Genomic DNA, 23,013 nt, shown 5'->3' on the forward strand with positions numbered 1-23,013 from the left:
GATAGTCGAAGGACTGGAGGTTGAAATGACCTATGCATTCGATCCGGCTGGCAAGGCGGCGGTTGCCGGCAAATGGGGATGGTTCGTCGCGCTCGGCGTGCTCTTGATCATGTGCGGCGGTCTTGCCTTCGGCAACCTGCTGATGGCGACGGTGGCTTCGGTCTATTACGTCGGACTGATCATGCTGATCGGTGGCCTGTTCAATCTCGCCCACGCCTTCCAGGTCAAGGGCTGGGACAGTGTGCTCTATTGGGTCCTGAGCGGCGCCTGCTACGCCATTGCCGGGCTCTTCGCCTTCATCAATCCGGTGCTGGCCTCGTCGGTCCTCACTGTCCTGATGGCCATAGCGTTGATCGTCGCCGGTTGCTTCCGCATCTGGGTCAGCTTCAAGCTGCGGCCGATCCAGGGTTGGGGATGGGTCGCGCTTGGCGGTCTGGTGACGCTTGTCGCCGGTCTCATCATTGCCGCCGGTTGGCCGGTCAACAGCTTGTGGATCCTCGGCCTGTTCCTGGCGGTGGATCTGGTGATGCAGGGTCTGTCGCTGATTGCCTTCGGGGTCCTGGCGAAGGCCTAGGCTCCCTGCCTGCCGCCGCTCTCAAGAAGCGCTGAAAGCAACGCGAACATGTCGGCGCGCAGATCGGCAAGCTCGCCCGTCGCGAGCGCTTCCAGCCCGATCAGGGCGCCGTAGAGAATTTTCGCGCCGCTTCGGCTTGAGGTGGCGGAAAAGCCGCATCGCGCAAACAGTTCAGCGACATAGGCGAGCCGCCGCTGGTCGACGGCCTTGAGTACAGCCGCAGCGGCGCTGTCGTAACGCGCCCATTCGCGGATCGCACCTTCCGTCCGCACGCCACCATAAGCGAGGTTGCGATCATCGGTGGCAGCCTCCACCAGCAGCCTCAGTTGTTCGAGCCCCAACCCGTCGTTCGCTTCGACATCGGCGATGATGGCATCCGTGGCTTGGCCGGCCCAGTGTTCCAGCATCTGCGCCTTGAGATCGGGCACATCCTTGAAATGCCAGTAGAACGAACCTTTGCTGACCTTCAGATCGCGCGCGATCGCCTCTGCCCTGATCGCCTGCACGCCGCCCGAAGACAGCGCACGGAAACCCGCCTTGATCCAGTCTTCGCCTGAAAGAGGTGTTTTCGTCGTCATGTCGCACCCATACGCCACCGTATTGACTCGTGCAATGGTCGCACCTACATACGCTGCCGTATGGTGAGTTTTTGGAGACGAGATCATGAATCGTTGGCTTCTTTCGGCAGCAGCAATTTCCCTTCTGACCACGGGCATTCATGTGCTGGCGGGCGGACCCGATGTGCACGATCCGTTGCTTGCCATCGATATGCCGCCGGTGCTCAAGGTCTATGTGTCGCTGCTTTGGCATGCGACGTCGGCGGTTCTTGCTATCAACAGCGTCGCATTGCTTTGGGCATCGATCAGCCGCCGATATCGCGAGGCGCTCACCGGTGCCGTCGTCGCGCAATATCTCGCCTATGCCGGCCTCTTCATCGGCTACGGGCTCGCCTATGTCGGGACGCTCTGGCAGACGCCACAGTGGGCCGTGTTCCTGCTGATTTCCGCTCTCGCTCTGGTGGGCTTGCGTTCCGCGCCGTCGGACTTGAGCCGGCTGGCCGCCTGAGTGCGGTGGCCCCAACCTTGCGAGGGAGGATAAGTTGGTCGCACTTGTGTCTGCTTCGGCAATTTGCCTTGTTCTTTCGGTGATATCAGCCCTTCACGCCTATTGGGCATATGGTGGACTCTGGCCGGGCCGCGATGAAGCGTCGCTCGTGAAGTCCGTAATTGGCGCGCCCGGCCTGGAGACCATGCCGCCCACGGGATTGACGATGGCGGTCGCACTCCTGATCTTCATTGCCGGCCTTTTGCCGCCGATGTTCGTTTCGGGTGTGCCATCGGGCCTGCCGGCGAACCTGGTGTGGACGGGGATGGTGGTTCTCGCGACAATCTTTCTTGTCCGTGGCAGTCTTGCGTTCCTGCCCATCTTCCGCAGGCGTCATCCGCAGGAGCCGTTCGCGACGCTCGATCGGCATATCTACGGGCCTTTGTGCCTGCTCATCGGTGCCGCCTATGTCATCGTTCTCGCTTCCGTCTGAATCTGTTGCGAGGCATTTTCGGCAATTTCGGAAAACTTGATGAAACCACTGATTTTATTAGGAAGTTCGACAATGACCGGTGCTGGTGAAGCTGTCACATAGCTTTCATCAAAGCTTCATATTGAGGAAAGACTTCGTTGACCGTTGGCCGCCATCCTGCGGCCGTCCGATCGTCCGTTCTCAATCTTCTGGAGCCCGGCATGTCCGCCGCCCCCGCCGAAATTCTCTCGCTTCGCCGGTTCGGCGACGACCAGATCGTAACGCTTGCTAAGCTTGTGATCGAAAGCGCCTTCCAGCCGATCGTCGAGGCGGCAACCGGGGCCGTCTTCGGCTACGAGTCGCTGATGCGCGGCTTTCAGAAGCTGGGCTTTGCCTCGCCGCTCGAATTGCTCGACAAGGCGGAGGAGGCCGGCCAGCTGCTGGCGCTGGAGCATATGGTCAACAGCCGTGCCGTGGCCGCCTTTGCAACGTTGCCGGAGTTTTCGACCCGTACGCTGTTCCTGAACTTCGATTCGCGCCTGGTCGGCGGCGAAAACGCCATCGTCGAGCGCCTCGTCAATCATCTGAAGCGCGCCAACATCGCGCCGTCGTCCCTGTGTTTCGAGCTGTCGGAACGTTTCGACAGCGGCAAGATGCCGGATTTTTCGGCGCTGGTGCGCGAACTCCGGCTCGCCGGCTTCAAGCTGGCCATCGATGATTTCGGCGCCGGTTTCAACGGCTTGAAGCTGCTCTGCGATCAACCCGTCGATTACGTGAAGATCGATCGGCATTTCATTTCCGGTATCGACGCCGATGCGCGCAAGCGTCACCTCGTGCGCCACACCGTCAACACCGCGCATGTGCTCGGAACCAGAGTGATCGCCGAGGGCGTCGAGACCGAAGCCGAGTTCCAGACCTGCCGCGATCTCGGCTGCGACCTGGTACAGGGCTATTTCATCGCCCGGCCGACGACGCACTTAAGTGAATTGCAGCCGACCTATCCGCACCTGGCCCTGAACGGCGGCGGCCACCGGTCGTCGGCCACGCTCGACAGCATCCTCATCCGCAAGCAGATCGAACAGTTGCCGGCGGTGCGCGAAAGCGATGAGCTCGAATCCGTCTTCGATCTTTTCCGGTTGAATCCACGGCAGGCCTTCTTTCCGGTGCTCAACGCCAATGGCGAGCCACGCGGCATCCTGCACGAGTACCACGTCAAGGAGATGATCTATCACCCCTTCGGCCGCGACCTTCTGAAGAACCGGCTCTACCAGCGCCGCATCTCGCATTTCGCAAGCCCCGCGCCGATCGCCGATCTCGATACGCCGGCCGACGAGATGCTGAAGATCTTTGCCGGCATGGACGGCAGCGACTGCGTAATCCTGACTGAAAACATGCGCTACGCCGGCATCCTGTCGGCATCGTCACTGTTGAAAATCATCAATGAGAAGCAGCTGAAGACGGCGCAGGAGCAAAACCCGCTGACCGGGTTGCCCGGAAACCGCGCCATCCGCGATTACGTTCAGGATGCGATCCTCGATGGTGATCAGCCCCGCTATTTCTGTTACTGCGACTTCGACAATTTCAAGCCTTTCAACGATACCTACGGTTTCCAGAAGGGTGATCGGGCGATCACGCTTTTCGCAGCCCTGCTGCTGCGGCACTTCATCGGCGAGGAAAAATTCCTCGGCCATGTCGGCGGCGACGATTTCTTCGTCGGCATCAGCGGCTGCACCGTCGACGAGTTGCAGGCCGTTCTTCACCGTCTGCTGGACGATTTCGCTTCCGACGTGCGCCAGCTTTACCTGCCGGAGCATCAGGCCGAGGGGCGCATCAGCGGTCATGGCCGCGATGGCACGGCCAAGGATTTTCCGCTGATGCGCTGTTCGATTGCCGTTCTCGGGCTGCCGGAGGGCTTCGTCTTCTCGGATGGCCAGGCCGTCAGCGCCCGCATCGCCGAAATCAAGTCCCGCGCCAAGGCCAGCCCCGGCGGGCTTGTGCTGGAGGCGCTCGGCGTCTGACGCGTGGATTGGCAAACACGTTGTCGTCGGCAGTCAGTGCCGCCGCGCCAATCTAGTCCTGGGTTTTCGGCAGGCGGTGGACGAGGTAGTCGCGCATCTGGGCCAGTGCCATGTCGCGTGTCAGTCCTTCCGATTGCAGCCCGAGCCGCAGCCACAACCCGTCGATCAACGACGTAATGGCAAGCGCCACAGCTTCGCACTCGCCCGCCGGCAGTATGTGCGTCAGTGCCGACAGCAGGTTCGATCGCATCCTCGCATGAATGATCGTCTGAATCCGCGCCAGTTGCGGTTCGCGCGGCACCTCGGCGCAAAGCGACAGCCAGGCATGGCAGACGGAGGGCTGGAAGAAGCGCTCCTCGAAATTGGCCTCGATGATTGCGTCCAGCCGCTCAAGCGGCGTGCGCGCGCGGTTCAGCCGTTCGACCACCGCTTCCTTTAAGGCAGCATTCGCCTCGCGCATGGCATGCTCGAAAAGCTCCTGCTTGTTGGCAAAATAATGCAGCACGATGCCCTTGGAGGCGCCGGCATGTGTCGCCACCTTTTCCAGGGTCGCCCCGGCCATTCCCTCTTTCTGCAAGACCTCGAAGGCCGCCCGCCGCAGCTCGCGGCGCCTGATCTCGCTGATCTTCGTCAATCGCATGCGTCTTCTCCCCAGCGATTCTCACATTGACAAACTTTCCAGGAAGATCAATTGTTGACCCATGGGTCAATTTAAAGTCCGAATGGACAATTGGGGGATCGTGATGCTGCATTGGAAGAGCCTGATTTCTGCCGCTGCTCTGTTGACCGCCACGAGCTCCGCCTTTGCGGGCGATCCGCAGGCATGCAAAAGCGTGCGGTTGGCGGAGCCGGGCTGGAACGATCTGGCCTTTACGACCGGCGTCGGGTTGAGCGTGCTGAAGGCGCTCGGATATGAGCCGGAAAGCAAGCTTCTCGGCATCGACGTCATCTACACGAGCCTGCGCAGCAAGGATCTCGACGTCTTTCTCGGCTACTGGGATCCGGCGATGGTGGCCTATTACAAACCTTACCGGGAGGATGGTTCGGTCGAGACGGTGCGAACCAATCTTGAGGGGGCAAAATACACCTTTGCCGTTCCCGATTACGTCTGGGATGCGGGCGTCAAGGATTTTTCGGATCTGAAAACCTTTGCCGACAGGTTCGAAAAGAAGATGTATGGCATCGAGCCGGGCTCCAATCAGCTGATGCTCGATGCGATCATGGATCCGGATCTTGGTCTGGCAGGCTGGGAAGTGGTTGAGTCGAGCGAGCAGGGCATGCTGTCCGAGGTGACGCGCAAGGTTCGCGACAAGGCCTTCATCGTGTTCCAAGGCTGGGCGCCGCATCCGATGAACACCGTGTTCTCGGTGAAATACCTGACGGGTGGCGACACGTTCTATGGCCCGAATTTCGGCGCCGCGACGGTGGCTACCCAGGTCCGCAAGGGGTACCTGCAGGAATGCCCGAACGTCGCCCGACTGCTGAACAACCTCGTTTTCGATGTCGATTTCGAGAACCGCGGCATGGGCTACCTGATGAATGACGGCCTGTCGCCCGACGAGGCAGGGGTCAAGTCGATTAGGCAAGAACCGCAGCGTCTCGAAACATGGCTCGCGGGCGTGACGACCTATGACGGGCAGCCGGGGCTGGCCGCGGTCAAAGCCGCGCTCGGTCTTTGAGCGTGATTGACCAGCAGTCGTGGGTGGCCGCCAAGCGGCGGATGGAACTGCCCGGAGGCAGGCAGTTCGCCTATGTCGATCACGGGCGGGGGCCGGCACTCCTCCTGTTGCATGGTTACTCCGATACCAGCCGCAGTTTTTCGCTGATCGCTCCATCCTTGGACGGATATCGCCTGATCATTCCGGACCTTGGCGGGCACGGTGGCTCGATGCCCAAGGAAGGGCTGTCGGTTGCCGAACTCGCCCGCGATGTCGATCGTCTGGTCGATCGGCTGGCCATTTCAGAGTTTGCGCTCGTCGGCCATTCCATGGGCGCGATGGTTGCTGTCGAAATTGCCGCCCGTCGACGGCAGGCGGTCCGCGCAGTCGTCCTACTCTCGGGGAGCCTCAAACCGGACTTCGGCCCAAGGACGGATGTCGCCCGAGCGATACGTGCCCTCAAGGACCCGCTTGGCGCCGACGACGCCTTCTTCGATCGCTGGCATGCCTGCAGCCAGCCGGTCGACACGGCGTTCCTGATGTATCTGCGCCGCGAAGCAGCAGCCATCCCGACAAGCACTTGGCGTACGCTCCTGGATGCGCTCGCAGAGACGGACCTTACGTCGCGTGCGGCGCAGGTCAGGGCGCCGGTGCTGTGCATCGCGGGAGCACAGGATCCGCTTTTTGACGTCGGCCATCGGCAAGTTCTTGCAGAAACCTTCGCCTCTGTCCGCTCGATCACGCTCGAAGGCCACGGCCACAACCCGCATTGGGAAAACCCGGCCGAGGTCGCGGCGCTGGTCCTTTCGTTTCTCGGCGACGAAGGCGGCTGGCCCGGATCGACATCGGACCTTTCCGCGACGCATGCGCGGCGCTAGGTATGGCGCGTGAAACTTGAAAGGTTGCGCCATGCCGATTCCGTCTGAAATGACCTTCGTCGATCTTCCGTCCCCCGGTGGTCCGGAGAATATGCAGCTGAAGACGGGACCGTTGCCGACGCTCAAGCCGGGCGACATTCTTCTGCGGGTCGAGGCCGCGGGCATCAACCGGCCCGATGTGTTGCAGCGCAAAGGCGATTACCCGCCGCCGCCCGGCGCAAGCCCCATTCTCGGGCTGGAGGTCGCCGGTGAAGTGGTGGCGCTCGGCGAAGGCGCACAAGGTTTTTCCATCGGCGACAAGGTTTGCGCGCTCGCCAATGGCGGTGGTTATGCCGAATACGCCGCGGTGCCGGCAACCCAGGCGCTTGCCTGGCCGAAAGGGTATGACGCGGTGAAGGCGGCGGCATTGCCGGAAACCTTCTTCACCGTCTGGGCCAATGTCTTCGATATGGCCGGCCTGAAAGCCGGGGAAACCATCCTCATCCACGGCGGCTCGAGCGGCATCGGCACCACAGCGATCCAGCTGGCAAAAGCCCTTGGCGCAGAGGTCTTCGTCACTGCCGGCAGCACCGAGAAGTGCCGCGCCTGCGAGGCGCTCGGCGCGAAACGGGCGATCAATTATCGCGACGAGGACTTCAAGGCGATGGTGCTTGAGGAAACCGGCGGCCGGGGCGTCGACGTTATCCTCGATATGGTCGGCGGCCGCTACTTCGATCGCAACATCGCTTCGCTTGCCAAGGACGGCCGCCTCTCGATCATCGCTTTTCTCGGCGGTGCCAAGGTCGAGGCGGCCAACATCGCCCCGATCCTGACCAAGCGCCTGCACGTCATGGGTTCGGCACTGCGCCCACGCACGGCGTTGGAGAAACAGGCGATCCGCGACGGGCTGCTGGCATCTGCCTGGCCGTTGCTGGAAGCGGGAAAGGTGGCGCCCGTCATCCACGCGGTGCTGCCGTTCGAAAAGGTGGTAGATGGGCACCGCATGATGGAAGAGGGCGATCATATCGGCAAGATCGTCATGACGATGCGCTGACGTACGACCTTCGTCGACCTTGCAATCCCACGAAAATCACCTACCTTGGAACTATCGGTAACGAACAGAAAGGAAGGTGATCCAATGTCTAATGAGATTTCGGTCGTCGTGACAGGCATGGGAGAGGTGAACACGTCGAGGCAATCTTCGACCTGATCCCGCCTTCCTTCGGGTCCCAAACCCGGGCCAGCCACTTGGCCAAAACTCATGGAAAGGGTCGCCTCGCGCGGCCCTTTTCCATTTTTGGCCACCGCGTCCGGGAACGCCCTCAGCCGTTGGCGGCTACCGCGTCACGGATCTGCAGCCAGGCACTCGGTTCGCGGTCGACGAATTCCTCTTGAATGTGCCTAAGCACCTTCCGTTGCCCGGAAAAGGGCACCATTCGAACAGCTTCGTCGCAACCCGGTCTCCACCTCGACCTCGCGCAGTGCTGCCTGCCACGCGGTTTCGCCAGCCTCGATCGCGCCGGCGATCTGGCACCCTTTGCCCGCCAGGGATCCGTTGCGGCGCAAAAGGAGAACCTGGTGGACGTCACCCGCTTCGCGCACGATGACGGCGCAGACGGCAAAAGGTTCTGATCGGAATTTCATGCATGGGGCGGTCCTTGTCGCAATGGCGGCGGGACCATGCAGTTGCCCATCGTGATCTTCGACTGCGTTCCGGTCTGATATCCCAGGGAATGGGTGCCATCAGATGCCGAAACGCCCGAGTGCCGGGATCTTGATCCCGGGTCTGGCAATGTCGAGACCGGCGACGAGGCCGAAGAAATGCAGCTCCAGGCCGCTGCGCATGCCCGCCGAAATACCCGCAAGGCCATAGAGCGTTGCATGCAGGTCGCGCCCATCGGCGTCGATCTGGAACAGTTTTCCCTCCGGCAGGTAATCTCGACCGACAGCATCCGGCGGCAGCACCGCATCGAGCTCCGGTACCGAACGCAGCACATGGGCAACGAAGGTGTTGGAATTCGGCCCCGGCCAGATCCGGTAGCCGCCGGCCAACGAATAGGGGTAGGCAGCGATCGCCACTTCGATCTTCGGGATCAGCCTGTCCGCCTCAGCGCCGGTCGCGGTCGCGACCAGGCGTGGCTCGTTCGAGTACCAGCGGGCATCCGCCGGATAGGCGTTCCTGCGGATCGGCTTGCCCCATCCGACCTTGTCGTAGCGGTTATAGGCCGCAGCACCCCGTTCCTTCGTGACGATCCAGGCGTGGCTGGCGACGGCTCCTTTGAGACCGCCCGTGGTGGCGGAGAAGATATAGACTGCCGCATCCGGGCTTTGTGCGGGCGTCGGCAGGATGCCTGCCGACGACCAGTCGGCGTCCCGCCAGCTCTGCGGGCGCTCCTTCATGTACCACCATCCGGCCGAGGCGAGCGCCGGCAAGAGATAGATCACCAGAAAGGCGGCAACGAGCCTGCGGACGAATTTCATGAAAGCCCCGGTTTCCTGTTGTTCGATTCCTGCTAAATGCATGCACCAATCTAGGAAATTTGAGGGCAAGGCATGTCGAATCCCGTTCTCGTCGAAGTCACCCGCGGCAATCTGGTCGAAAGCCGCCACCGCGGTCTGGTCATTGCTGTCGACGGTGATGGCCGGACGATCTTTTCGCTGGGGGATACCGACGCCGGCGTGTTCCCGCGGTCAGCCTGCAAGGCGATGCAGGCGCTGCCACTGATGGAAAGCGGCGCGGCCGATGCCTACGGCTTCGGCAACAAGGAACTGGCGCTTGCCTGCTCCTCCCATTCGGGCGAGCCGGAGCATGTGGCGTTGGCCGCAAAAATGCTGGCTGCCGCCGGCCGCGACGTCTCGGCGCTCGAATGCGGCGCTCACTGGTCGTCCGACCAGAAGACGCTGATCGGCCAGGCGCGCTCGATGGAGGCGCCGAGTGCGCTTCACAACAATTGCTCCGGCAAACATTCCGGCTTCGTCTGCGCCTGCTGCCATTCCGGCACCGAGGTGAAGGGCTATGTCGGCTATGATCACCCGCTGCAGCAGGAAATCCGCGGCGCCATGGAAAGCCTTACAGGCGCCATCCTCGGCCGCGACAATTGCGGCGTCGACGGCTGCTCGATCCCGACCTATGCGGTGCCGCTGAAGGGCCTTGCACATGGTTTTGCCAAGATGGCGACCGGCGTCGGCCTTGCGCCCGAGCGCGCCCGCGCATCGAAGCGGCTGATCGAGGCCTGCATGGCCGAGCCCTTCTACGTCGCCGGCACCAAGCGTGGCTGTACGCGCCTGATGGAAACGGCGCCTGGCCGGATCTTTGCCAAGACCGGTGCCGAAGGCGTGTTCTGCGCCGCAATTCCGGAGAAGGGCATTGCCATCGCCGTCAAATGCGAGGACGGCGCCACCCGCGCTGCCGAGGCGATGGTCACAGCGACGCTTGCCCGCTTCTTCCAGGAAGAGCCAGAAGTACAGTCCGCGCTGATGGCGCAGGCCAACCACACCATGAAGAACTGGAACGGTATCGCGGTCGGCGACGTCAGGGTGACGGACGCCTTCGCCGCCTGAGATTCACAGGCTTGAAAGCGCGCGGGCAAGGAAACGGCCCGCGCGTTCTTGCACACGTTGCGCAGCCAATCGGGCGCCGCCCTCAGACGGGCAGCAGCGTCACGCCCTTGTCGCGATAGGGCTTGAGGGCATCTTCATTCATGTCTTCAGGCACGATCAACCCGCCGATGTCTTCCACATTGGCGACGTGGTGTGGCGAGGCCGCGCCGAATTTTTCGGCGGTGGCGACGACGAACGTCTCCGCCGCCTGGGCGAGGATCGCGCGCTTGACCGCTGCCTCTTCATAGTCGCCGGTCGAGAACCCGTGCACAGGGTGGATCGCGGTGACGCCCAGGAAGAACATGTCGACGCGGATAGCGGCAATCGTTGCGACCGCGGCTGCACCTGTCGCCACCATTGAGTGTTTGTAGAGCCTGCCGCCGATCAGGATCACATCTGCGTCGTGCCGTTCGAGTTCGGCGGCGATCGTCGGGCTGTGGGTGATGATCGACAGCCGCATTTCGCGCGGCAGCGCCCGGGCGATTTCGGCGTTGCTGGTGCCGCCATCGAGAAAGATCGTTTGTCCCGGCGTGACAAGCCCAGCCGCCCTGCGGCCGAGCCGGCGCTTGACGTCGCCGGCAATCTCCTGTCGCGCGGCAAAATCCGGCAGGGCAGGGACGAGCGGCAGCGCGCCGCCATGCACCCGCTGCAGCAGCCCTTCTGCCGCCATCTCCCGGAGGTCGCGGCGGATCGTGTCTTCGGAAAGCTGCAGCTCGTCGGCCAGGCGCTTGGCGACGATCTCCCCGTCGCGGTTCAGCCGCGCCGAAATCAGCGCCCGTCTCTGTGTCGTCAGCATTCATTCGCTCCTTGACTCTTCACGATAATGCACGAATTATCACGAACATTCCAGAATTATCTGGATATATCGTGCAAAAATGAGGAAGAAATCATGTTGATCCTGATTGCAGGTCCCTATCGCTCGGGCACCGGTGATGACCCGGCCAAGATGGCGGAGAATTTGAAGCGATTGGAGGAGCCGTCCCATGCCCTGTTCAGGGCCGGCCATGTGCCGATGATCGGCGAATGGGTGGCGCTGCCGGTCTGGCATGCGGCGGGTGGTGCCAGGATCGGCGACGACCTTTACGAAGAGATCTTCCATCCCGTCGCCGGACGGCTGCTGGCGCTCTGCGATGCCGTGCTGCGCCTTCCGGGCGACAGCAAGGGCGCGGACAACGATGTGCGCATTGCCCGCGAGCGCGGCATTCCGGTTTACTACAGCCTGCAGGACGTACCTGGCTGCAGCGAGGCCCGGGTAACCTGAGTGAAGACGGCCCCGGTGGACATGTTCCACAGGGGCCTCAATTGCCTGGACGCAGGTCGCAAGCGCGCCTCTCAACGGCTTGGCCGCGCACGTTCCGCTCTGCGGAAAGACGTGACTATTCGTGCACGTGCGGCTCGGCGACGAAGGTCAGTGTTGCCGTCAATCCCTTCTTGTCGGCGGCGGTGTCGCCGTCGAGCGGAATGGCGTGGCTGACGGCGAGAATGTTGACGCCGGCATTGCGCAGCGTCACTTCGGCTTCGCCCTTCGCGTCCGTTTTTTCGGAAACAAGCTCCGGCAGTCCGGCATAATCGATGGTGATTTCCTTGCCTTCGAGCGGCTTGCCGTCAAGCAGCAAGCGGACGCGAAATTTTTCGCCCGGCTTCAGGCCGATCGGATTGTCGAGCGGCACGATCTGCAGCGGCTGAGCCGGGAAGGCCGGCATGTCGCCATGCACATGCACGAGCGCGATGCTGTATTTCACCGAGTGGCTGGCCTGCTTGGCGCCAGGAACTTCGCTTTTCGGCTTGTTGACCCATTTGCCGTCGGCACCCTCGCTCCAGTAGCCGTTGTCGAACTCAAGCGCGAGCAGGGCCGGTTCGCCGTCGAGCTTCAGCAAGGCATGGCTGCCGGCCGGCAAGATCGTGACAGGCAGGGCCTTGCCGTCCTCGCCGAGCGCGGAAACGGACTTCACTTTTGCCGGATCATAGGCTTCGTCGGCGGGCCCGTGGCCGTAGATCACGGCAAGATCGCCCCAGCGCTCGCCGATCCAGGCGCCATGTGCAAATGCCGGCGTGGCGGCGGCGGCCAGCAGGCCGGCGGCAAGCAGGGAGGAAATGAAGGTCTTCATGAGCAACTCCGAAAATATGTTATAACGTAACAACAACGTTCTATTGAAGTTGGATTTGGCTTGTCAACCGTGGCGACTTCATTTCTTCTGCGGCACGAAAGACGGCGTGATGGTCGCACCGAATGGCAAGGAGAGTAACGTGCTGAAATTGTTCTACACCCCGGGAACCTGTTCGCTGGCCTCGCACATAGCGCTCGAAGAGACCGGCATCGACTACAGCGCCGTTCCGGTCGATTTTTCCAAGGCGGAACAGACCAAGCCCGACTATCTCGCGGTCAACCCGAAGGGACGGGTCCCGGCACTGGTTACCGATCGCGGCACGATTACCGAGACCCCGGCGATCTTGACCTACATTGCCCAGAGCGTTCCGCAGGCGAAGCTCGCACCGCTTGACGATGCCTTCGAATTTGCGCGGATCCAGTCCTTCCTCAGCTACCTCTGCTCGACCGTGCATGTCGCCCATGCCCACGGCCGCCGCGGTGCGCGCTGGGCGGATGACCCGACGGCGCACGAGGCGATGAGAGCCAAGGTTGCCTCAAACATGACGGATTGCTTCCAGCTGATCGAGACCACCATGCTCGCCGGCCCCTTCGTCGCTGGCGAGACATACTCGATCGCCGACCCCTATCTCTTCACCATCGCCGGCTGGCTCGAGCCGGATGGCGTCGACCCGGCGCGGTTTCCGAAGATTCTCGATCACCGCAACCGCATGACGCAGCGGCCGGCGGTTGCCCGGGTTCTCGCGGTCCTGAAAGACTAGGTACGGGGCGAGCGTCCAGCAAGTCTCTCGGGCAGGTCGAGCGGGGGTTCGTCCGCCCAGGCGACGAACTCTTCATAGCTGATCTTGTCGTCGATAATGGCGCGGACGAACAGCCGGCAATAGGCTGCCGGAATCTCTGGCAGCCGCACATCAAAGTGGGTCCCCAGCTTTGCCAGATCGACATTGGCTATCCGGCCCTCGGCAATGCGTTTTTCCATCCCGAGCCTGCACCCGGTCGCTGCACGGGAAAAGGCATGACGTTCTTCGCGAAGAGCACGTTTCCTCTCCTGCCATTCCTCGACCGTGAGGTTATCAGCGTTGGAGGCACGGCCGAATTCGGACACCCTGAAATTCATCACGAGCATGAGAACAACGACGAGGCCAAGGCTGGCGATGAGTCCGTTCAATGCCTTGCCGACCCGCATTTGAGACCTTCGCTCCTAGAAACCCTGCATGCCAAGTAGGGAGTAAAGCCGGAAGCTGCAGGATTAAATCTCGGCTATCCCTGCGTGCTTCGTTCGCTTGCCGACGCTCGTCCTGGGAGGTCACCCGACTACATCAACATGTAATCCTTCGGTTTCGGCAGTTCGGGCAGATCGGTTTCACCCAGCGCTTCGCGCAGATTGATCTCGATCGTGTCGGCAAGCGCCACGATCGGCAGGTCATTCGGCAGTGTACCGAACGGCTCCTCCAGTTCGTCGCCAAGCGCGTCGAGGCCAAAGAAGGTGTAGGCGACGAGCGCGGTGACGAACGGCGTTGCCCATCCGAGCGCATCGGCAAAGCCGAAGGGCAGCAGGAAGCAGAAGAGATAGGCGGTGCGGTGCAGAAGCAGCGTATAGCCGAAGGGAACCGGCGTATTGCGGATGCGTTCGCAGGCGGCAAGCACCGCCGACATGCGCCCGACCGTGCTGTCCAGCATCATCAGCTGAATATCACTGATCCTGTCAGTGGCGCGCAGCTCCGCTAGAATAGCGCCGATTTCGCGCAGCAGCAGGTCGGGGGCGTTCCGACTGGCCTTGTAGGCTGGCAGCAGATCTGCCGGCAGCCTTTTCAGCGGCTTGTCGGGGTGACTGCCCGGACGCAGGTGGCAGACCAGCGTCTGTGCAAAGGCGATCGCCAGATTGAGCAGGCGTGTGCGGGCGTTGTTTTCGCCGACTGTTCCACCTGCACCGAGGACCAGTGTCTGGCGGGCAAGATCGCGGGAGACGAAAATCAGCTGCCCCCAATCCTTGCGGGCCTCCCACCAGCGGTCGTAGCAGGCATTGTTGCGAAAGCCGAGAAACACCGAAAGGGCGATACCGAGCAGCGCGAACGGTCCGCTGTTGACGCTCGGCACCATCGCCGGAAAGGCCTGGTGCGACCAGACGACGCCGGCAGAGAGCGCAAAGACGAACAGGACCTGCGGGAAGATCCGCTGGATGACCGAACCGCGCAGGATGAAGAAGAGCTTGAGAAGGCTTGGGCGGTCGCGAACGATCATTGTCGGGCACCTGTGCGGCAAGGATTGAGCATCGGTATAGCCGGTACGCAAAAATTGGAAGAGAGCGCGATGTCGCTCTGTGCTCGGAACGGCTCCTTGCCGAAGCTTCACGACTTGAACGAGTGGTTTGCCTGCCGCGGCCTTCATCGGCCTCTGTGCTGTTGCGTCGCCCTCCTGAAAAGCGTTGAAGCACCGTGTCGGCAGTCGACCACTCCACCCGTCCTTGATGAGAGGAACGAAGAGGAGGCCGAAATGCGCAAGGTTGTTGCCGGCATGCAAATGACCATCGATGGCATGATCGATGGTCCCGATGGTTATGCAGACTGGGTGGATTCCTGGTCGGATACGTTTGATCTGTTGCCCGAAATCGATGCCTGCGTGCTCGGAAGCGGCATGTACGAGGGCTACGAGCACTATTGGAGCGCGATCAAGGCAGACCCGCACAGCCCGCTCGAACTGAGCGGCAACCTCCCAACTTCGGAGGAGATCGAATATGCCGATTTTGCCCTGAACACGCCGCACTATGTGCTGTCCAATACGCTCGACGGCGTGCGTTGGGCGAACACGACGGTGCTGCGCGACGCGGGCGAGATCGATGTCTTGCGGCGCAAGCCCGGCAAGACGATCTATGTCGTCGGTGGCGCACGGACGGTGTCCGGCCTGCTCGACCGGGGCACGATCGATGAATTGCGCCTGACGATCCATCCGTTGGTCGTGGGGGAGGGCAAGGCACTGTTTGCAACGGTCGCGCAGCGGCATCGTCTGCAGCTCAACGAAGCGAAGTCGCGCTCCGACGGAACGGTCAGCCTCGTCTACAGCGTCGGCAAGTGACCGTTCGCGCCGGTCGTCTCGACGGGGCAAGTGTTTCTGCGATGTAGCGTGGGCGTCATTTCTCGATTAACAGCGGGGCTGATCTGCAGTGTCTGATGCGATGAGGTGTCGATTTGCTCCCGCCTATCAAGGTCGAGTTGTTGCCGCATGATCCGCGATGGGTGGAGAGCGCGGCTCTGGAAGGTGATCTCTTTGCGGCGATCATCGGCTCGTGTCTGGTGGCTATGCATCACGTTGGCTCTACGGCCATTCCGACGATCCGCGCAAAACCGGTCCTCGACCTGGTTCCTGTTGTCACCGATCTGCAGGCGCTCGACGACGGCCGCCGTGTAATCGAGGCGCATGGCTACGAATGGTGGGGCGAGCTTGGGCTGCCCGGTCGCCGCTATTGCACCAAGAGCGACCCGGCGACGGGACGCCGGCTCGTTCAACTGCATTGCTATGAAGACGGTTCGTCGGAGATCGAGCGCCATCTCACCTTCCGTGACTATCTGCGCAGTCATCCGCAGATCGCTGCCGCCTATGATCGCGAGAAGGCCCGGTGCCGGGATCTTCACCCCGAGGATTCCCACGCCTATAGCGATTGCAAGGACGCCTGGATCAAGGCGGTCGAGGCACAAGCCTTGGCGTGGCGCCGCGCTTGAGGGACAAGGCGATTGGTGCTGCCCGTCGCAAGCCTAAGCTATGTGGAAAAGCCGGCTGACAGTTTGCGCGGTGCTTTTTCCCGCCAGGCGGCGATCAGCCTCTGGGTCAGGCTGGCGTCGTCAATCGCTTGAAGGTGCACCAGCATCGCCGGCCATCCCTTGTAGTGATCGGTTTCGAAGAAGAGGGCCGGATCGAGTTCGAGCAGCATTTCCTTTTCCTCGAGCGCGCACATCACCACGAGGGTTTCGGCATCCTTCATGCGCACAAAACTCTTGCCCTTCACCAGCAGAGCCGGGGTGCCATAGGAGGTCCCGAGCGAAACCTCCGGGAGGCCGGTGCTTTCGGCGAGCTTCACGACGCGGGCAAACGGTCCGTCGAGGTCAGCGACTGGCATGCCGTCGTGCGCGGCGGGTCGGTGGCTCATCGACCACCTGTCGGCGCGCAATCGCAGTTGCACTCCGCCGCCTTCGGCCACGGCCACCCGGGAAAAGGCAGGTCGCCGAGTTCGCGCCCGTCCATGCGTTCGAGATCGGGATGTCGCAACGGATCGCGCGCCCAGGAGAGCAAGGCGTCCTGGCGGGTATCGGTCAAAAATCGAGTCGGTTTCAACAAGGAGAAAATCTTCAGCATGGCGGACCATCCTTTCGATGCTTCCGAGCATCCGCCTGTTTGGCCAAAGTTTCAATTGAGATTGCCGAGAGGACGATTTAGAAAAACTATATGAAGGAACTGAATGCCATTCATCTGAACGGCTTGCGCGCGGTCGAAGCGGCCGGTCGGCTTGGCTCGCTGGCGGCTGCCGCCGAGGAGTTGGCGGTGACCCCGGGGGCCGTCAGCCAGCAGATCGCCAAGACCGAGGCGCAACTCGGGCGCATCCTGTTCGAGCGCACGCCGCGTGGGCTGGTCCCCACGGATTTCGGTCGGTTGTTGCTGGCGCGGCTGAGCAGTGCTTTCAGCGAGCTCGCCGAGGCTGTTGCCCTGGCACGACGGCGGGATGAATCGGTGTTGACGATTTCCGTTGCTCCAGTCTTCGCCGCCCGCTGGCTGGTCTACCGGCTCAACCGTTTCGCCGAGCGCCATCCTGATATCAGGCTGCGCATCGACGCGACCACGAGGCTGGTCAATCTCGATACGTCCGATGTCGATGTCGGCATACGCGTCGGTGAGGGGCGCTGGCCCGGGGTCAAATCGGAATTGTTGCTGGAGCAGGAAGTCTTCCCGGTTTGCTCGCCGGCGATGGCGGAGAACCTGCGCGAGCCTGCAGATATTCTAAAGATCCCGGCCGTCATCGACGGCCATTCGATGTTCTCCTGGGAGGTCTGGCTGCGCGAGGTCGGGCTTTCCGGTGCAGAACTGGGGGTGCGTCATACCTTCAACGAGGCTTCGCTGGTCCTCGATGCGGCGATCGCCGGGCAGGGCGTCATGCTCGCCTGGCAGACGCTTGCCGGTTTCGCCGTGACCGAAGGCAGCCTCGTCGTTCCCTTCGGCATCCGCGCCAGAACCGGTTACGGCCACTATTTCGTCAGTTCGCCTTCGAGGCGCGAGAGCAAGGCCACGACCGCCTTCAAGCGTTGGGTGCGCGACGAGGTCGAAGAGGGCATGCGACTGCTCGACCTCAAGGCGCCACGTAGCCGTTTCAAGCCCGCGACGCCGAGAGATTAGTGTCGCTTCAAGGGCGTGATGGTCGATGCCGTAAGCCTACGCGGCTTCCGTCGACCGAACCTCCATCATCGCCTTGAAGGCCGGGCGCGACTGGCAGCGCGCAAGCCACGCCGTGACCTTCGGGTGACGGTCGAACAGGTCCGCCTGGCTCATGGCGTAGCGGAAGACCTCCGCCACGTTGAGGTCGGCAACGGTGAAGCGGTCTCCGACGATATGGTCGCGACCTTCGAGATGGCTTTCGAGAAAGGCGAAGGCCCTGACTAATGCCGCGACCGCGGTCGCGATCTTGGCCCTGCCTTCATCATTGTTTTCGGTGCCGGCGTCGTGGGTGAGAATGATGCGCACGGCGTGCGGCTCGACTTCGGTCGCCGCCCACATCGTCCAGTTGCCCACCAGACCTTCTTCTCTGATGTCGGCTGGTGCAAGCGGTCCGCCATACTTGCGGGCGAGATAGAGATTGTTGGCAAGGGATTCCGTCAGAACAAGGCCATCGTCTTCGATCGCCGGGATCAAGCCCATCGGGTTGACGGCAAGGAAGCTTGCCGATTTGGTGTTGATGGGCGCGTCGTCCGCCAGCGGATCGGCCAGCCGATAGGACTGCTTCACGGGAACAGACTTGAAGGGAATGCCCAGCTCTCCCGCCATCCAGTAATTGCGCGATGCGCGCGAGCGATAGACGCCATAGATCGTCAGCATGTCCGGTTTCCTCCTCTGTTTTTCCTCCTCCGTCTTAGGCAAACACAGGCCGCACAAGAAGCCGCAGGCGTTGATATCCGCCATGAAATCTTTTGATGAAACGATCGGTGCGGCGCCTTGGCCGCTTGTCTTTCAAGCCTTCGCGCTCTAGCAATCCCAACAACGATCGGGGGCTTGATTGACGCGACAGCGGCGAGAATGGGTAAAGATGGATCTGCCAGCACGCATCCTGTGCGCGCTGATCCTCGTCTTTTCCGTCCTGGCCCAGCCGCCGGCGGGCGCTTCCATGCCGGTCATGCCGGAGATGGCGGCCTATGTGCTGCCGGACGGATCGTTTGCCGACCTCTGCCTGACCGGTCATGCTGCGCAAGATGGCAAGGGCCGCACCAGCAGCCATGCGTGCCAATCCTGCTGCCTTGCCGCCCCCGTGGCCCTGCCGACGCCACAGGCATTTCAGGGCAGGTTCTCTTCCGAAATCTTTGTGCGCTCCTCGCTGGCGGCCGAGCTTCTGCTCGCCCGACCGGTGCTTTTGGCTGGCCTCGGACCGCGCGCGCCTCCACAATTCCTCGCCTGATCTGCGCCTGAAGGGGTGAGCGGAAGGCAGCGACACCGACGCCGAGAGCATCTCGGTGGGCCTGGTCGCTTCCGGAGCCGGCTCAGCCACTACATCCACACTTCAAGCAAGGGGCAAGTCGCTGGCTCTTCATGCCGGCCCTTACCCGGGGGACACCCATGACGACCGCATCTCTTTCCGGCTCCGCGCGACTGCCTGATGTCGCCGAGCGCGGCATTTCGCTCTATCGCGCCATCTGGCGCTGGCACTTCTTCGCCGGCCTTCTGGTCATTCCGTTCATGATCAGCCTGGCCGTTACTGGTGGGCTCTACCTCTTCAACGACGAGATCGACGACACGCTGTTTGCCTATCGCAATATCGTGCCGGTGGGGGAGATGCCGCTTCAGCCCTCGGTGATCGTTGCCAATGCCGTCGAGGCGGTGCCGGGTAGTGCTGCGATTGCCTATCGCACGCCTGGTGGCACCGACCGGTCTGCACGCGTGACCGTGGGTGTTGGCGCCGGCAGGATGATGGTCTACGTCGATCCTTATACCGCCGACATTCTTGACATGGTCGCCCCGAGCGACGAGTTCAACCGGGTGGTCGAGGACCTGCACAGCCTGGATTTTTTCGGCAAGCGCGTCGAAATCATCATTGAAATCGTCGCCGGCTTTGCGATCCTGCTCGTCTTTACAGGCGTCTATCTCTGGTGGCCGCGGCAGCAGACCGGTGGCGTGATCACCGTTCGCGGCACGCCGGCGCGACGGGTGTTCTGGCGCGACCTGCATGCGGTCACCGGCATCGCCTCGGCGCTTTTGATCGTCTTTCTCGCCTTCTCCGGCCTTCTCTGGTCCGGCTATTGGGGGTCGACGGTCAATGGCAAGCTGACGGCGGCCGGCCTCGGCTACCCCGCCCAACTCTGGGACGACGTTCCGACCTCCACGAAGGTATCGACCGACGTGCTCGCCAAGGCCGGCTGGCTGGTGGAAAACGCGCCGGTGCCCCTGTCGACCACGGATGGCGGATCGGTCCCTTCCATCGGGATCGACAGGGCCGTGGCGATTGCCGATGAGGCCGGCATGCTGCCCGGTTATGAACTGGCCATTCCGGGCGACGAGACCGGCGTCTATACCGCAGCCATCTTTCCGGCCGACCTTTCGCGCGAACGCACGATCCATATCGATCAGTACTCCGGCAAGCCGCTGGTCGATATCGCCTTTGGCCAGTACCCGCCGCTCGGCAAGGCGATCGAGTGGGGCATCAACGTCCACAAGGGGCAGGAGTGGGGGCTGTTCAACCAGCTGCTGATGCTCACGACCTGCCTTGCGATCGTATTCGTATCGGTTTCGGCGGTCGTCATGTGGTGGAAGCGACGCCCGGCCGGGCGCATCGGCGTACCGCCGATGCCGCCGCGCCGTAGCATCTACGCGGGATTGTGGCTGATGGCGCTGCTGTTCGGGCTCGCTTTTCCGCTGACCGGTATCGCGATCGTCGTGATGATCGTTGTGGACCAGGCGCTGATGCTGTTTGCGCCAATGCGCAGGGTCCTGTCCTGATTTGGCGTGGGGCGGCTCGCGCCGCCCCATCTTTCCGGCTATGCTAGTGCCAGATGCAACCTCCGCACGTTTTTTCTTGTGTTATTTAGGGAAGGCTAACCTTTGGCCGCCTATCGTGGGTTGGGGAAGACGGACGATCTCGACACTGCTTCCGGAGGCCTTGCTTGGCGAAGAACACCTCCCGCAATCCGCGTTACGCTGCCCTCAATGCGGGCGGCAACGAGAATACGCGTCGCCTGATCGACGCGAGCACGCGTCTGGCCGAAGAGATGGGCCGGATCTTTCCCGCCGATCCCGATATTGCCGACCGGCACTATTGGCTGGAAACCATCATCAACCATGTGCCGGATTACATCTACGCCAAGGATACCGACGGTCGTTTCCTCATTGCCAACCAGGTGACTGTCGCCGACAACGGCTTGGAATCGCTTCGCGACATCATCGGCAAGACCGATTTCGATCTGCATCCGCAGCATTTGGCCATGGCCATCGCCGAGGTGGAACGCCGGGTGATCGAAACGGGCGAGCCGATCTTTGGGATCGAAGAGCGTGCGATGGTCACCAAGGGCCGCGATCGCTGGCTGATGACCTCCAAGGTGCCTTTGCGCAACAAGAGCGGCAAGATCGTCGGCATCGTCGGCGTATCGCGCGACATCTCCGACCGAAAAGCGGCGGAACGCTTGCTCGAAGGGCAGGCGCATCTGCTGGAGATGATCGCCAATGGCCGGCCGCTCGACGAATTTTTCCGCGAACTGATCTTGCTGATCGAGGCGCTTATCCCTCGCATTCGCGGTTCGATCCTGATGCTGTCGCCTGATGGTCACCGTTTGCTTCACGGTGCGGCCCCGAATCTCGACGAAACCTATTGCGGCATGATTCACGGCGTGGAAATCGGCCCAAAGGCGGGTTCCTGTGGCACCGCCGCTTGGCGCGGCGAACAGGTGATCGTCGCCGATATCTTCGAAGATCCCCTGTGGGAGGATTATCGCGAGATCGTCCGACCCTACGAATTCCGGGCCTGCTGGTCGACGCCGATCCATTCTCGCGAGCGAAAGGTGCTCGGCACCTTTGCGCTGTACTCCGAGGCCGTGTGCGTTCCAGACGAGCAGCAGAAGGAGCTGATCGCCATGGCCGCCCACCTGGCGGGCATTGCGATCGAGCGCAAGCAGGCTGAAGACCGCATCAGCTTCATGGCGCACCACGACGCGCTGACCGGCTTGCCCAACCGGGCGCTGTTCGAAGAGCAGGTCGCCGAAGCGCTTGAAGCGCTGCGTGGGACGGGGCAGTGGGCGGTGCTTGCCTTCCTCGACCTCGACAACTTCAAGCTCGTCAACGACACGCTCGGCCATGCGGCGGGCGACGAACTGCTCAAGGTGACTGCCACGCGCATGCGCGCATCGGTGCGCAAGTCCGACATGGTCGTGCGGGTCGGTGGCGACGAGTTCATCCTTCTTCTGAACGGCCTGCCCTGCGAGCGGGATGTCGTGCTTGCACGCCTTGAGGATATCCGGGCCGCAATCGCTGCTCCCATGCAGATCAACGGCCGCGGCCTGCAGGTCTCCTGCAGCATGGGCGTTGCCTGTTTTCCCAACCAGGGAAAGACCGTCGGCGAGTTGCTCGCCAACGCCGATATGGCGATGTATCGCGCCAAGGAGCTCGGCCGTAACAACCTGCAGGTCTTTACCGAGGAGATGGCCGACAAGGCCCACGAAAAACTGCTGAAGCAGGCGGAGCTGCGCCAGGCGATCGCCCGGGACGAGTTTCTGCTGCATTTCCAGCCGCAGGTAAATCTCGAGACCGGCCGGGTCTTTGCCGCCGAAGCACTGCTTCGCTGGCGGCATCCCGAGCGCGGCATGATTTCGCCGGGCGATTTCATTCCGCTCGCGGAGGAGACCGGGCTGATCGTGCCGATCGGCGATTGGGTGCTGCGCGCCGCTTGCCGTCAATGCAAGGCCTGGCATGACGACGGGCTGCCGTTGCTGATCGTCAGCGTCAACGTCTCCGCACGACAGTTCCGCGAGCGAAACTGGGCGGCGCATGTCGCTGCCGTTCTCGCCGAGATCGGCCTCGATCCGCGGTTCCTGGAGTTGGAACTGACGGAGAGCCTGATCATGCAGGACGTGCCGGGTGCATTGGCGACGATGCACGAGCTGGAGGCAATCGGCGTGCATCTGGCGATCGACGATTTCGGCACCGGATATTCAAGCCTTAGCGCGTTGAAACGGTTTCCCGTGCGTCGCCTGAAGATCGATCGTTCCTTCGTCGAGGACATTCCAGCCGATGTCGACGACAAGGCCATTACGGCGGCGATCATATCGCTGGCGCAAAATCTCGGCCTCAGGGTTATTGCCGAAGGGGTCGAGACCCAGGCGCAGGTAGATTTCCTGCGCCACAGCGGTTGCGACGAGATCCAGGGCTATTTCTTCAGCCGCCCGCTCGCGTCCGCCGACTTCGAGGCGCTGTTGCGCCAGCCAGCCATGACAGCAGACGCTCCTTGAT

Annotated in this window: 27 protein-coding genes; 16 read left to right on the plus strand and 11 right to left on the minus strand. The window is 62.2% G+C overall.

The window, feature by feature from the left end; genetic code table 11:
• The first annotated feature begins 25 nt into the window (after positions 1–25).
• Entirely contained in the window at positions 26–574 is a 549-nt protein-coding gene (locus AC07UR_RS04870) for an HdeD family acid-resistance protein (protein ID WP_173419279.1), read from the plus strand.
• Here AC07UR_RS04870 and AC07UR_RS04875 read toward each other — a convergent pair.
• Positions 571–1,152: a TetR/AcrR family transcriptional regulator gene (locus tag AC07UR_RS04875; RefSeq protein ID WP_173419280.1), complete on the minus strand. Its 582-nt coding sequence runs from the start codon at positions 1,150–1,152 to the stop codon at positions 571–573. The genes AC07UR_RS04870 and AC07UR_RS04875 overlap by 4 nt on opposite strands.
• Positions 1,153–1,237: 85 nt before the next feature.
• Between AC07UR_RS04875 and AC07UR_RS04880 the strand changes: the two genes are divergently transcribed.
• From AC07UR_RS04880 to AC07UR_RS04890, 3 genes are all read left to right on the plus strand, one after another.
• Positions 1,238–1,639 carry a hypothetical protein gene (locus AC07UR_RS04880; RefSeq protein WP_209787148.1) on the plus strand — a complete coding sequence of 134 codons (402 nt, stop codon included), beginning with the start codon at positions 1,238–1,240 and terminating at the stop codon, positions 1,637–1,639.
• Between the two features lie 79 nt (positions 1,640–1,718).
• Positions 1,719–2,111 (plus strand): DUF3995 domain-containing protein, encoded by a 393-nt coding sequence (locus tag AC07UR_RS04885; RefSeq protein WP_494724399.1) that lies wholly within the window; start codon positions 1,719–1,721, stop codon positions 2,109–2,111.
• Positions 2,112–2,311: 200 nt separating this feature from the next.
• Positions 2,312–4,108 (plus strand): GGDEF domain-containing protein, encoded by a 1,797-nt coding sequence (locus tag AC07UR_RS04890; protein WP_209787145.1) that lies wholly within the window; start codon positions 2,312–2,314, stop codon positions 4,106–4,108.
• Positions 4,109–4,160: 52 nt separating this feature from the next.
• Here AC07UR_RS04890 and betI read toward each other — a convergent pair whose 3' ends face one another.
• Complete coding sequence (betI, locus tag AC07UR_RS04895) at positions 4,161–4,748, minus strand: choline-binding transcriptional repressor BetI (protein WP_209787144.1); 588 nt, start codon at positions 4,746–4,748, stop codon at positions 4,161–4,163.
• Positions 4,749–4,851: 103 nt separating this feature from the next.
• Between betI and choX the strand changes: the two genes are divergently transcribed.
• From choX to AC07UR_RS04910, 3 genes are read left to right on the plus strand one after another with little or no spacing between them, the layout of a single operon-like run.
• Complete coding sequence (gene choX / locus AC07UR_RS04900) at positions 4,852–5,787, plus strand: choline ABC transporter substrate-binding protein (protein ID WP_209787143.1); 936 nt, start codon at positions 4,852–4,854, stop codon at positions 5,785–5,787.
• Between the two features lie 2 nt (positions 5,788–5,789).
• Positions 5,790–6,644, plus strand: coding sequence for an alpha/beta fold hydrolase (locus AC07UR_RS04905; protein WP_494699956.1), 855 nt, complete (start codon positions 5,790–5,792; stop codon positions 6,642–6,644).
• Between the two features lie 31 nt (positions 6,645–6,675).
• Entirely contained in the window at positions 6,676–7,677 is a 1,002-nt protein-coding gene (locus AC07UR_RS04910) for an NAD(P)H-quinone oxidoreductase (RefSeq protein WP_209787141.1), read from the plus strand.
• A 347-nt stretch (positions 7,678–8,024) separates the two neighbouring features.
• Here AC07UR_RS04910 and AC07UR_RS04915 read toward each other — a convergent pair whose 3' ends face one another.
• Entirely contained in the window at positions 8,025–8,267 is a 243-nt protein-coding gene (locus tag AC07UR_RS04915; RefSeq protein ID WP_234941599.1) for an NUDIX domain-containing protein, read from the minus strand.
• Between the two features lie 99 nt (positions 8,268–8,366).
• The gene (locus tag AC07UR_RS04920; protein ID WP_209787140.1) at positions 8,367–9,104 is read right to left on the minus strand and encodes a DUF3750 domain-containing protein; all 738 of its coding nucleotides are present in this window, start codon (positions 9,102–9,104) and stop codon (positions 8,367–8,369) included.
• 72 nt (positions 9,105–9,176) lie between these two features.
• On the opposite strand from AC07UR_RS04920, the gene AC07UR_RS04925 reads away from it, so the two are divergent.
• A complete protein-coding gene (locus AC07UR_RS04925; RefSeq protein ID WP_209787139.1) occupies positions 9,177–10,184 on the plus strand; it encodes an asparaginase in 1,008 nt (335 codons plus the stop codon).
• An 82-nt stretch (positions 10,185–10,266) separates the two neighbouring features.
• Here the strand turns inward: AC07UR_RS04925 and AC07UR_RS04930 are convergent, their stop codons facing one another.
• Complete coding sequence (locus tag AC07UR_RS04930; protein ID WP_209787137.1) at positions 10,267–11,019, minus strand: DeoR/GlpR family DNA-binding transcription regulator; 753 nt, start codon at positions 11,017–11,019, stop codon at positions 10,267–10,269.
• A gap of 93 nt (positions 11,020–11,112) precedes the next feature.
• Here AC07UR_RS04930 and AC07UR_RS04935 point away from each other — a divergent pair, with 93 nt between their 5' ends.
• Positions 11,113–11,484: a DUF4406 domain-containing protein gene (locus AC07UR_RS04935; protein ID WP_209787135.1), complete on the plus strand. Its 372-nt coding sequence runs from the start codon at positions 11,113–11,115 to the stop codon at positions 11,482–11,484.
• A 115-nt stretch (positions 11,485–11,599) separates the two neighbouring features.
• Here the strand turns inward: AC07UR_RS04935 and AC07UR_RS04940 are convergent, their stop codons facing one another.
• A complete protein-coding gene (locus AC07UR_RS04940; protein WP_209787133.1) occupies positions 11,600–12,331 on the minus strand; it encodes a DUF4198 domain-containing protein in 732 nt (243 codons plus the stop codon).
• Positions 12,332–12,470: 139 nt separating this feature from the next.
• Between AC07UR_RS04940 and AC07UR_RS04945 the strand changes: the two genes are divergently transcribed.
• Entirely contained in the window at positions 12,471–13,091 is a 621-nt protein-coding gene (locus tag AC07UR_RS04945) for a glutathione S-transferase family protein (RefSeq protein ID WP_209787131.1), read from the plus strand.
• Here the strand turns inward: AC07UR_RS04945 and AC07UR_RS04950 are convergent.
• Entirely contained in the window at positions 13,088–13,516 is a 429-nt protein-coding gene (locus AC07UR_RS04950) for a hypothetical protein (RefSeq protein WP_209787130.1), read from the minus strand. The genes AC07UR_RS04945 and AC07UR_RS04950 overlap by 4 nt on opposite strands.
• A gap of 128 nt (positions 13,517–13,644) precedes the next feature.
• Entirely contained in the window at positions 13,645–14,571 is a 927-nt protein-coding gene (locus AC07UR_RS04955) for a bestrophin family protein (RefSeq protein ID WP_209787129.1), read from the minus strand.
• A 252-nt stretch (positions 14,572–14,823) separates the two neighbouring features.
• Here AC07UR_RS04955 and AC07UR_RS04960 point away from each other — a divergent pair, with 252 nt between their 5' ends.
• Both AC07UR_RS04960 and AC07UR_RS04965 read left to right on the plus strand, forming a co-directional pair.
• Complete coding sequence (locus AC07UR_RS04960) at positions 14,824–15,402, plus strand: dihydrofolate reductase family protein (RefSeq protein ID WP_209787127.1); 579 nt, start codon at positions 14,824–14,826, stop codon at positions 15,400–15,402.
• A gap of 113 nt (positions 15,403–15,515) precedes the next feature.
• Complete coding sequence (locus AC07UR_RS04965) at positions 15,516–16,046, plus strand: GrpB family protein (protein WP_209787125.1); 531 nt, start codon at positions 15,516–15,518, stop codon at positions 16,044–16,046.
• Between the two features lie 38 nt (positions 16,047–16,084).
• Here the strand turns inward: AC07UR_RS04965 and AC07UR_RS04970 are convergent, their stop codons facing one another.
• Together AC07UR_RS04970 and AC07UR_RS04975 are read right to left on the minus strand one after the other, a co-directional pair.
• Positions 16,085–16,471 carry an MmcQ/YjbR family DNA-binding protein gene (locus AC07UR_RS04970; protein ID WP_234941598.1) on the minus strand — a complete coding sequence of 129 codons (387 nt, stop codon included), beginning with the start codon at positions 16,469–16,471 and terminating at the stop codon, positions 16,085–16,087.
• Positions 16,468–16,677 (minus strand): hypothetical protein, encoded by a 210-nt coding sequence (locus AC07UR_RS04975; protein WP_173419297.1) that lies wholly within the window; start codon positions 16,675–16,677, stop codon positions 16,468–16,470. Before AC07UR_RS04975 ends, AC07UR_RS04970 begins: the two co-directional genes overlap by 4 nt.
• Positions 16,678–16,767: 90 nt before the next feature.
• Between AC07UR_RS04975 and AC07UR_RS04980 the strand changes: the two genes are divergently transcribed.
• Positions 16,768–17,709, plus strand: a complete 942-nt coding sequence (locus tag AC07UR_RS04980) for a LysR substrate-binding domain-containing protein (protein ID WP_209787123.1) — start codon at positions 16,768–16,770, stop codon at positions 17,707–17,709.
• Positions 17,710–17,745: 36 nt separating this feature from the next.
• Here the strand turns inward: AC07UR_RS04980 and AC07UR_RS04985 are convergent, their stop codons facing one another.
• Positions 17,746–18,405, minus strand: a complete 660-nt coding sequence (locus AC07UR_RS04985; protein WP_209787121.1) for a glutathione S-transferase family protein — start codon at positions 18,403–18,405, stop codon at positions 17,746–17,748.
• A gap of 208 nt (positions 18,406–18,613) precedes the next feature.
• On the opposite strand from AC07UR_RS04985, the gene AC07UR_RS04990 reads away from it, so the two are divergent.
• The 3 genes from AC07UR_RS04990 to AC07UR_RS05000 all read left to right on the plus strand — a co-directional run bounded on the left by AC07UR_RS04990 (position 18,614) and on the right by AC07UR_RS05000 (position 23,012).
• Positions 18,614–18,979 (plus strand): hypothetical protein, encoded by a 366-nt coding sequence (locus tag AC07UR_RS04990; protein ID WP_209787120.1) that lies wholly within the window; start codon positions 18,614–18,616, stop codon positions 18,977–18,979.
• A 158-nt stretch (positions 18,980–19,137) separates the two neighbouring features.
• The gene (locus tag AC07UR_RS04995) at positions 19,138–20,514 is read left to right on the plus strand and encodes a PepSY-associated TM helix domain-containing protein (RefSeq protein ID WP_209787119.1); all 1,377 of its coding nucleotides are present in this window, start codon (positions 19,138–19,140) and stop codon (positions 20,512–20,514) included.
• 164 nt (positions 20,515–20,678) lie between these two features.
• Positions 20,679–23,012: an EAL domain-containing protein gene (locus AC07UR_RS05000; RefSeq protein WP_209787118.1), complete on the plus strand. Its 2,334-nt coding sequence runs from the start codon at positions 20,679–20,681 to the stop codon at positions 23,010–23,012.
• The last annotated feature ends 1 nt before the right edge of the window (position 23,013 follow it).

Source organism: Ensifer sp. GW821-FHT05G01 (assembly GCF_059419585.1).

What these genes read in the sequence shown, in the direction of transcription:
- AC07UR_RS04955 (WP_209787129.1), bottom strand. Translation starts at nt 14,571, where the DNA reads ATGATCGTTCGCGACCGCCCAAGCCTTCTCAAGCTCTTCTTCATCCTG.
- choX (WP_209787143.1), top strand. Translation starts at nt 4,852, where the DNA reads ATGCTGCATTGGAAGAGCCTGATTTCTGCCGCTGCTCTGTTGACCGCC.
- AC07UR_RS04930 (WP_209787137.1), bottom strand. Translation starts at nt 11,019, where the DNA reads ATGCTGACGACACAGAGACGGGCGCTGATTTCGGCGCGGCTGAACCGC.
- AC07UR_RS04950 (WP_209787130.1), bottom strand. Translation starts at nt 13,516, where the DNA reads ATGCGGGTCGGCAAGGCATTGAACGGACTCATCGCCAGCCTTGGCCTC.
- AC07UR_RS04980 (WP_209787123.1), top strand. Translation starts at nt 16,768, where the DNA reads ATGAAGGAACTGAATGCCATTCATCTGAACGGCTTGCGCGCGGTCGAA.
- AC07UR_RS04875 (WP_173419280.1), bottom strand. Translation starts at nt 1,152, where the DNA reads ATGACGACGAAAACACCTCTTTCAGGCGAAGACTGGATCAAGGCGGGT.
- AC07UR_RS04910 (WP_209787141.1), top strand. Translation starts at nt 6,676, where the DNA reads ATGCCGATTCCGTCTGAAATGACCTTCGTCGATCTTCCGTCCCCCGGT.
- AC07UR_RS04925 (WP_209787139.1), top strand. Translation starts at nt 9,177, where the DNA reads ATGTCGAATCCCGTTCTCGTCGAAGTCACCCGCGGCAATCTGGTCGAA.
- AC07UR_RS04920 (WP_209787140.1), bottom strand. Translation starts at nt 9,104, where the DNA reads ATGAAATTCGTCCGCAGGCTCGTTGCCGCCTTTCTGGTGATCTATCTC.
- AC07UR_RS04970 (WP_234941598.1), bottom strand. Translation starts at nt 16,471, where the DNA reads ATGAGCCACCGACCCGCCGCGCACGACGGCATGCCAGTCGCTGACCTC.
- betI (WP_209787144.1), bottom strand. Translation starts at nt 4,748, where the DNA reads ATGCGATTGACGAAGATCAGCGAGATCAGGCGCCGCGAGCTGCGGCGG.
- AC07UR_RS04915 (WP_234941599.1), bottom strand. Translation starts at nt 8,267, where the DNA reads ATGAAATTCCGATCAGAACCTTTTGCCGTCTGCGCCGTCATCGTGCGC.
- AC07UR_RS04935 (WP_209787135.1), top strand. Translation starts at nt 11,113, where the DNA reads ATGTTGATCCTGATTGCAGGTCCCTATCGCTCGGGCACCGGTGATGAC.
- AC07UR_RS04985 (WP_209787121.1), bottom strand. Translation starts at nt 18,405, where the DNA reads ATGCTGACGATCTATGGCGTCTATCGCTCGCGCGCATCGCGCAATTAC.
- AC07UR_RS04880 (WP_209787148.1), top strand. Translation starts at nt 1,238, where the DNA reads ATGAATCGTTGGCTTCTTTCGGCAGCAGCAATTTCCCTTCTGACCACG.
- AC07UR_RS04940 (WP_209787133.1), bottom strand. Translation starts at nt 12,331, where the DNA reads ATGAAGACCTTCATTTCCTCCCTGCTTGCCGCCGGCCTGCTGGCCGCC.
- AC07UR_RS04995 (WP_209787119.1), top strand. Translation starts at nt 19,138, where the DNA reads ATGACGACCGCATCTCTTTCCGGCTCCGCGCGACTGCCTGATGTCGCC.
- AC07UR_RS04870 (WP_173419279.1), top strand. Translation starts at nt 26, where the DNA reads ATGACCTATGCATTCGATCCGGCTGGCAAGGCGGCGGTTGCCGGCAAA.
- AC07UR_RS04975 (WP_173419297.1), bottom strand. Translation starts at nt 16,677, where the DNA reads ATGCTGAAGATTTTCTCCTTGTTGAAACCGACTCGATTTTTGACCGAT.
- AC07UR_RS04990 (WP_209787120.1), top strand. Translation starts at nt 18,614, where the DNA reads ATGGATCTGCCAGCACGCATCCTGTGCGCGCTGATCCTCGTCTTTTCC.
- AC07UR_RS04960 (WP_209787127.1), top strand. Translation starts at nt 14,824, where the DNA reads ATGCGCAAGGTTGTTGCCGGCATGCAAATGACCATCGATGGCATGATC.
- AC07UR_RS04890 (WP_209787145.1), top strand. Translation starts at nt 2,312, where the DNA reads ATGTCCGCCGCCCCCGCCGAAATTCTCTCGCTTCGCCGGTTCGGCGAC.